Source organism: Streptomyces sp. NPDC059452 (genome assembly GCF_042750035.1).
GTDB lineage: Bacteria > Actinomycetota > Actinomycetes > Streptomycetales > Streptomycetaceae > Streptomyces.
This window is the reverse complement of sequence record NZ_JBHYVE010000057.1, coordinates 2,189-7,885: the sequence shown is the minus strand read 5'-3', so window position 1 is coordinate 7,885 and position 5,697 is coordinate 2,189. Positions and strand designations below refer to the sequence as shown.

Genomic DNA, 5,697 nt, shown 5'->3' with positions numbered 1-5,697 from the left:
AGGAGCGGGGTCCGGGGCAGCGCCCCGGCGTCCACCCGGCCGAAGGCCCGCCCGCCCCGCCCCCCCCGGGGGGGGGCCCCCGGGGGCCGCCCCCCCGCCCCCGCGCCGGGGGCCCGCCCCCGGGGTGCCCACCCGGGGGGCCCGCCCCCACCCCCGTACGGGATGGTTCACACGCGCGTGGGTCAGCAGCTCAGGTTCGGGCCCGTGGTCGTGCCGAGCACCTGGGTGAACTGCGTGAACTTGTTGATGCGGCTCTGGACCTGGGCCGGGTTGCCGCCGTTGCACTCGATCGCGCCGTTGATGGAGCGGATCGTCTCGCCGAAGCCGGGGCCGTTGACGATGGCGTTGTGGCCCGTGATGGTGCCGGGGCCGGTCTGGGTGTTCCAGTACCAGAGGGCGGTCCGCCAGGCCACGGAGGAGTTCTGCTCGACCAGGTAGGGGTTGTTCAGCAGGTCGATGCCGAGCGCGTCACCGGCGGCCTTGTAGTTGAAGTTCCAGCTCAGCTGGATCGGGCCGCGGCCGTAGTACGCGGCCTGGCCGGCGGGGCAGCCGTAGGACTGGTTCCGGTCGCAGTAGTGCGGGTAGTTGGCCTCGTTGATCTCCTTGATGTACACCAGCCCGCCGGTCTCGTGGCTGACGTTGGCGAGGAAGGCGGCGGCCTCGCGCTTCTTGATCTCGTCGCTGCCGGTGTTGGCGAAGCCCGGGTAGGAGCTGAGGGCGGCGGTCAGGCCGCTGTAGGTGTAGAAGGAGTTCCGGTTCGGGAACATCTGGTTGAACTGGGCCTCGCTGACGACGAAGCCGGTGCCCGGCTGCTCACCGCCGCCGCCCGTGCCGCAGGCTCCGTTGTCGGCCCAGACGTCCGAGGAGCCCGGCCGCTCGTTCTGGGTCCACCACTTGGCGGTGTAGTTGCGGCCGTTGTACGAGGCGGTCTGGCCGCCCGTGTAGACGGACGAGGAGTTCCAGGCGGTGACGCAGGTGGCGGCCTGGGCGGTGGCCGCGGGGAGGACGACGAGCGCCGCGACGAGCGCGCCGAGCGCGACCATCAGGCTGAGGACACGTCGGATCACGTGATCACACTCCTTGGACGCGGCGCTACGTCCGGCCGTGCGCCGCCGTGGGGGTGCCGACACTCAAGCGATGATGGTCTGGACCTGTCAAGGTCTAGACCATCTTTCGTGACGGTGCCGCCCGCGCCGCACCGGCTCGCCACCGCCCCACCGCCGACCGCGACAACGATGCCATCACCCCTCTCAACTGCCCTGATTCCGGAGGAAGTCCATCCGGATCCCGCCGTGAGCAGGGCCGGGACCGAAAGGTAAAACTTCGGGCGCGTCCACCATGCGGGACGGCGCGGACTTCCCGAAGTCGTCGGAGTTCGGCAAGTAGGAGCGGAATGCTGTGATCCGGCAGTCCGGGCTGTTGCCATGAGGGGGTCACTTTCCGCCGTGGAGAAGGGAGTCCGACCGGAATGCGGACCACAACGATGGGCAGGGACGGGCCGGTCGTCGGCCGGCTGGGACTGGGGGCGATGGGCCTCTCGTACCGCTACGCCCCGGCCCTGCGGGACAGAGCCGGGGCCGTGGCGCTGGTCCGGGAGGCGGTGGACCTCGGCGTCAACCTCGTCGAGACCGCCGACGCCTACGCGGCCGGGGAGAACGAGCGGCTGATCGGTGAGGCCATCCGGGGGCGGCGGGACGAGGTGGTGCTCTGCACCGGCGGCGGCCTGCTCGGCCACCCGGACGGCGTACTACGGCCCGAGGGCGGTCCGCAGGCGCTGCGGGACGCGGTCGACGAGAGCCTGCGCCGGTTGCACGTGGACCACATCGACCTCTACCTGCTGCGCCGCGTCGATCCCCGCGTACCGCTGGAGGAGAGCTGGGGTGCGCTCGCCGAGCAGGTCTGGGCGGGCAAGATCCGCATGCTGGGGCTGCCCGTCGTCACCGTGCAGGAGGCCCGCGAGGCCGAAGCCGTGCACGAGGCGGCGGCGATGGCCGCCGAGGTGTCGCTGTTCACGCGCTGCGGCCTCGACGACGTCGTGCCGTACGCGGTGGAGCGCCGGATCGCCCTGCTGGCGGGCGCCCCGCTCGGCCGCGGTCTGCTGGCCGGTGCGCTGTCCCGGGCCGAGGACCTGCCCCCGGGCGACTGGCGGCGCACCCAGCCCCGCTTCGCCCCGGGGGCCATCCGCCACAACTTCGCGCTCACACGGGCCGTCGCCCGGGTGGCGGCCCGGCACGGGGCCACGCCCGCGCAGGTGGCCCTGGCATGGCTGCTCCGGCTCGGCGACCACGTGGTGCCGCTGCCGGGCACGCGGGCGCCGTACCACCTCGCGGAGAACCTGGGCGGCGACCGGCTCCGCCTGACCGAACAGGACCTGACCGAGCTGGAGTTCCTGCCCCGCCCGGCGGGCGCCGCCGAGGTGTGAGCCGGGCGGGGTTCACGCGTGCACCGCTGCCCCCGGCTTCCGCTCTCGACTGCCCATCACAACGCTTACTGCCTATCACAGCACTTACTGCCCATCACAACGCTTCTGGAGTCCCCGACATGACGACTTCTCTGGTACGACAGGTCATTCCGCAGCCCCGGCCACGGGCGACGACGGCAACGACAACGACGACAGCGACCGGCGTCCACGGCACCACCGCCCCCGGGTTCGCCTCCGTGCACCACTTCTTCGAACGGGCCTGCCGGGAAGCGGGCCCGCCCGGTTCCCGGGGTGCCGCCCTGGCGGTCGTACGGGACGGGGAGCTGGTCGTCGACCTGTGGCAGGGCACCGCCGATCCGGCCACCGGGACGCCGTGGACCGGCGACACCCTCGCCCCCGTGCTGACGGGCTCCCACGGAATCCTCGCCACGGCGGTCCTGCTCCTCGCCGACATGGGCGCGCTCGCCCTGGACCGGCCCGTCGCCGACCACTGGCCGGAGTTCGCGGTGCGCGGCAAGGGCGCGGTGACGCTGCGGGACGTGCTGACGTTCACCGCCCGCCTCCCGGGCATGGCGGAGGACCTCGACCAGCGGGACGTGGAGAACCCGCGCATGATGGCCGCGCTGCTCGAAGCGGACGGCCTGGAGGACGACCCCAGGGCCTGCGGTGTGCTGCACGGGCCGTGGACCGCCGGGTGGATCGTCGCCGAGGTGGTCCGCCGGGTCGACGGCCGGGATCTCGACCTGTTCTTCCTGGAGGAGATCGCGGGACCGCTGGGCCTCGACGTCCATTTCGGCCTGATACCCGACCAGTTGCCGTACACCGCCCGTATCTCGTACGGAGCGGATTTCCGCTCCCGGCTCCCGGTGCCGGAGGGCGGCGGGGCGGGCGACGACGCGGCCGACCTCTCCGGGCGGGTGTGGAACAACCCGCCTCCCTTCCCCGCGGATGCCGGGGTGTGGAGCGAGAGGCGGCGGCGCTGCACGGCCGTCCCCTCGCTGGGAGCGTACGCGTCGGCCCGTGGTCTCGCCCGGCTCCAGGGCGTCCTGGCCGCCGATGCCGTACGGGCCCCGGGCGAGGAGCCGCTGCTGCTGTCGCGGCGCACGCTCGACCAGGCGCGGAGCCTCTGGGCCGAGGGCCTGGACCCGCTGCTCGGCAAGGTCACCGCCTACGGCGAGGGGGGCCTCCAACTCCTCGACGAGGGGCCCCACCTGGCCCTCCGCTCCGGCGCCTTCGGCCACCAGGGCCCCGGCGGGACCGCCTACCGGGCCTGGCCCCGGGCCGGGACCGGGGCTGCCTGGGTCAGCGGCCGACTGACGGCAGGCCCCGGCGCACGGGTCCTGGACGGGGTGGCGGGCGCGGTGGAACGGGCGCTGCGGGCCGCCTGAGCCACGGCTCGGGCGCTGCGGGCCGTCTGAGCCACGGCGGGGCCCCGGTAAGCAATCGAACCTCGGTAAGTAGTCGCACCCTCCCTCAAAAACATAACGAACATTCTCTATATTTGTTAGCCTGCCCAGCGACGCCCACTCGGGAGGGACCGCAGTGACGACGATGTACGAAACGCCCGGCATGGCGACGGGCCGACCCCCGGCCGACCACCTGTCCCGGCTCCTGTTCGGCCATCTGCACCGCTCCGACCAGCAGCGCTGGGGGCATGTCTACTTGCAGGGGCTGCTCCGCACGCACGGGAAGAAGACCGTGCGCCGCATGGCGGCCGTCGTGACCGGCTCCGAGGCGGCGTCGACGTCACTGCACCAGTTCGTGAATGCCAGCCCGTGGGAGTGGGCCCCGGTCCGCGGCGAGCTGGCCCGCTGGGCGGCCGGGTCGCTGCCGGTGCAGGCCTGGACCCTGGCCCCGGCGGTGCTGCCCAAGCGGGGTGACCGCTCGGCCGGGGTGCACCGGCGCTTCCTCCCGGAGTCCGGGCGGACCGTCAACTGCCAGCTGGGCCTCGGCCTGTTCCTGGATGTCGGGCGGGCCCATGTCCCGGTCGACTGGCGGCTCTTCCTCCCTCCCCGGTTCACCCGCGACACGGCCGTACGCGACCGGGCGAAGATCCCCGCGACGGCACAGGCCCAGCCGCTGGGGGAGCACGCCCTGCGCCTGGTCCAGGAGATGACATCCTGGTCGGACGGGCGGACGGCGCCCGTGGTGGCCGACCTGACGGCCCTGTGCGACGTCACACCACTGGCGCGGCGGCTCCAGGGCAGCGGGCACACCTTCGTCCTCGCCATCCCGGGTCAGACCGCCCTCGGTGGACCCGAACTGCCGCCGGGCGAACGGGAGTCGGCGCGCGCACTGCTGCTCCGCCGGGGGGTGCGGCACCCGGCGGGGGCGGGCCGGCAGGTCATCTCGTACGACACCCCCGTACGCGGGCTGCGCCCCGGCGGCGAGCACAGCCACGGGCCGGGCCGGCTGATGGCCGAGTGGGACGCGAACACCGGACGCCCGGGCCGGATCTGGCTGACGAACATCACCGACCGCCACCCGGCCGAACTGCTGGAGCTGGCCCGCTCCCCCCGAGGGGCACGGACGGCGGTCCACCGCATGGGCGAGGAGTTCGGCCTCCTCGACTTCGAGGGCCGCTCCTTCCCCGGCTGGCACCGGCACATGACGCTCGTCTCGGCCGCCTACGCCTGCGGCACCCTGGGGGAAGTGACCCACTGACTCCGTTGCTTGCTTATACAAGTATATAGCGGCCGGAGCCCTTTCCGTAGGCACAAGCACCCCCCAGATGATTGCACAGGCATGTATCTTTGGTGTCATCGCAGTCAAGAAGGGGAGCCGTTCCATGACGATCAACCAGCAGCCGCGCGCCGCCTCCGATCAGACCATGTGGGAGGCCGTCCTCAGCCTGCACGCCTTCGTGGAGCGCCAGCTCGCGCACACCCTTCAGCGCCGCTACGGCGTCGGCCTCTCCGAGTACCGGGCCCTGGAGACCCTCACCCAGACCGAGAAGGGCGAATGCCGCATGCAGGAGCTCGCGGACCGCATCGGCCTGGGCCAGAGCTCGGTGACCCGCCTGGTGGGGCGGCTGGACAGCGCCGGATACGCCTACAAGGACAACTGCGCCGACGACAAGCGCGGCGTCTTCGCCGTCATCACGGACGAGGGCCGCAAGCGCTACCAGGAAGCCCGTGCCACGTACGCCGACGTCCTCAGCTCGGCCCTCAACACCGCGAGCGCCGACGCCCAGCTCGCCCGGGCGGTACAGGCACTGCGCAGCGCGGCCTGACGCGAGCACGGCGGACGACGGCGGTGGGCGGCCGGGGTGACCC

General features: G+C 72.8%; 5 protein-coding genes. 4 read left to right on the top strand and 1 reads right to left on the bottom strand.

Annotation, left to right across the window (positions count from 1 at the left end; translation table 11 throughout):
- Window positions 1–182: 182 nt before the first annotated feature.
- On the bottom strand, window positions 183–1,067 hold the full coding sequence (locus ACFW9Z_RS35945) for a glycoside hydrolase family 19 protein (protein ID WP_384647909.1): 885 nt from the start codon (window positions 1,065–1,067) through the stop codon (window positions 183–185).
- Between the two features lie 401 nt (window positions 1,068–1,468).
- Here ACFW9Z_RS35945 and ACFW9Z_RS35940 point away from each other — a divergent pair, with 401 nt between their 5' ends.
- From ACFW9Z_RS35940 to ACFW9Z_RS35925, 4 genes are all read left to right on the top strand, one after another.
- The gene (locus ACFW9Z_RS35940; RefSeq protein ID WP_384647907.1) at window positions 1,469–2,422 is read left to right on the top strand and encodes an aldo/keto reductase; all 954 of its coding nucleotides are present in this window, start codon (window positions 1,469–1,471) and stop codon (window positions 2,420–2,422) included.
- 119 nt (window positions 2,423–2,541) lie between these two features.
- Window positions 2,542–3,810 carry a serine hydrolase domain-containing protein gene (locus ACFW9Z_RS35935; protein WP_384647904.1) on the top strand — a complete coding sequence of 423 codons (1,269 nt, stop codon included), beginning with the start codon at window positions 2,542–2,544 and terminating at the stop codon, window positions 3,808–3,810.
- A gap of 163 nt (window positions 3,811–3,973) precedes the next feature.
- Window positions 3,974–5,086, top strand: coding sequence for an IS701 family transposase (locus tag ACFW9Z_RS35930; RefSeq protein WP_384647914.1), 1,113 nt, complete (start codon window positions 3,974–3,976; stop codon window positions 5,084–5,086).
- Window positions 5,087–5,210: 124 nt separating this feature from the next.
- Entirely contained in the window at window positions 5,211–5,654 is a 444-nt protein-coding gene (locus ACFW9Z_RS35925) for a MarR family winged helix-turn-helix transcriptional regulator (RefSeq protein ID WP_384647902.1), read from the top strand.
- The last annotated feature ends 43 nt before the right edge of the window (window positions 5,655–5,697 follow it).

Bases quoted from the DNA above. Each gene is read 5' to 3' on its own strand.
- ACFW9Z_RS35940 (WP_384647907.1), top strand. From the start codon at position 1,469: ATGCGGACCACAACGATGGGCAGGGACGGGCCGGTCGTCGGCCGGCTG.
- ACFW9Z_RS35930 (WP_384647914.1), top strand. From the start codon at position 3,974: ATGTACGAAACGCCCGGCATGGCGACGGGCCGACCCCCGGCCGACCAC.
- ACFW9Z_RS35935 (WP_384647904.1), top strand. From the start codon at position 2,542: ATGACGACTTCTCTGGTACGACAGGTCATTCCGCAGCCCCGGCCACGG.
- ACFW9Z_RS35925 (WP_384647902.1), top strand. From the start codon at position 5,211: ATGACGATCAACCAGCAGCCGCGCGCCGCCTCCGATCAGACCATGTGG.